Annotated in this window: 2 protein-coding genes; one reads left to right on the plus strand and one right to left on the minus strand. The window is 37.3% G+C overall.

All coding sequences use genetic code 11. The annotated features are described in order from the left end of the window. Positions 1–134, minus strand: a 134-nt coding sequence (locus SD31_RS19605) for a hypothetical protein (protein WP_231561695.1), incomplete at its 3' end; no start/stop codon positions are given. Positions 135–192: 58 nt separating this feature from the next. Between SD31_RS19605 and secF the strand changes: the two genes are divergently transcribed. Then, positions 193–720: a protein translocase subunit SecF gene (gene secF / locus SD31_RS14110; RefSeq protein WP_052259099.1), complete on the plus strand. Its 528-nt coding sequence runs from the start codon at positions 193–195 to the stop codon at positions 718–720. The last annotated feature ends 191 nt before the right edge of the window (positions 721–911 follow it).

Consider the following 911-nt stretch of genomic DNA (forward strand, 5'->3'; position numbering starts at 1 on the left):
ACAAAGTGTTGGTCAATATCCAATGAGAAAGGAACGATACCATCCAAGATTGAGAACAATCCTAGAAGGATGATAGCATCGTGCAGTGTAGATACTGCGGCTCCAACAGAATATTGCCATTTGTGGAAGCGCACTAAGATATAGATAGCGATAATAATCAATGAAAGAATACCGGACCATATTGCTCTTTCATTGATTATTATCGCTATCTATATCTTAGTGCGCTTCCACAAATGGCAATATTCTGTTGGAGCCGCAGTATCTACACTGCACGATGCTATCATCCTTCTAGGATTGTTCTCAATCTTGGATGGTATCGTTCCTTTCTCATTGGATATTGACCAACACTTTGTGGCAGCATTCTTAACGGTATTGGGTTACTCCGTAAACGATACTGTGGTGGTGTTCGACCGTATCCGTGAAGATATCAACAAAGCTGTCGGCACACACAAAAATTTCGGAGATGTGGTAAACCACGCTATCAACACTACCTTAAGCCGTACTATCATCACATCTTTGACAATCATCTTTGTGTTAGTAGTATTGTTCATCTTTGGTGGTGAGGTAATCAGAGGATTTGCATTCGCTATCTTAGTAGGTATCATAGTGGGTACATATTCTTCTATTATCTTGGCAGCTCCTACCGTTTACGATCTTGCGAAAAACAATAGCGACATCGCTAAACCTAAAGCAGCACAACCAAAAGTTGTAACGCCATAATACTTTAACACTGTAAAAGTTATAAAAAAAATGGCTGCCCTGAGGGCAGCCATTTTTTTATCACAATTTCATCATAAATAAAAGCCATACCTTTATTGGATAATTAATTTTTTATAGATTTAGTTGTAAATCATCACTAACTTTTAAGTAAATGAAAAAAATTGTTTATCTCTACATCTTTTCATTAAGTG

The organism is Sphingobacterium sp. T2, from assembly GCF_000814685.1.
Classification (GTDB): Bacteria; Bacteroidota; Bacteroidia; order Sphingobacteriales; family Sphingobacteriaceae; genus Sphingobacterium; species Sphingobacterium thermophilum.